The organism is Corallococcus praedator (assembly GCF_003612125.1).
GTDB classification, from domain to species: Bacteria; Myxococcota; Myxococcia; order Myxococcales; family Myxococcaceae; genus Corallococcus; species Corallococcus praedator.
This window is the reverse complement of the sequence record NZ_RAWI01001171.1, coordinates 1-423: the sequence shown is the minus strand read 5'-3', so window position 1 is coordinate 423 and position 423 is coordinate 1. Positions and strand designations below refer to the sequence as shown.

Below are 423 nucleotides of genomic sequence, written 5' to 3'. Positions count from 1 at the left end.
GGGCTACATCATCACCGGGCTGAAGGACGTCTCGAAGCTCCGCGTCGGCGACACGCTCACGAACGAGAAGGCGCCGGCAGCGGAACCGCTGCCGGGCTACAAGGAAGTGAAGCCGATGGTGTTTGCCGGCCTCTTCCCGACCGACTCGGACGAGTACCCGGAGCTCCGCGACGCGCTCGAGCGGCTGAAGCTGAACGACGCGGCGCTCTTCTACGAGCCGGAAACCTCGCAGGCGCTCGGCTTCGGCTTTCGCTGCGGCTTCCTCGGTCTGCTGCACATGGAGATCGTCCGAGAGCGGCTCGAGCGGGAGTTCGACCTCGACCTGATCGTGACCGCGCCGAACGTCGCCTACCGGGTGCAGGAGCGCAACGGCGACTGGGTCGAGGTGCACAACCCGGCCGACATGCCCGCCGAGATCGAGGC

General features: G+C 67.4%; 1 pseudogene. It reads left to right on the top strand.

Annotated features, from left to right (window positions below):
* A pseudogene (locus D7Y13_RS43580) lies at window positions 1-423 on the top strand (elongation factor 4); the annotation flags it as partial.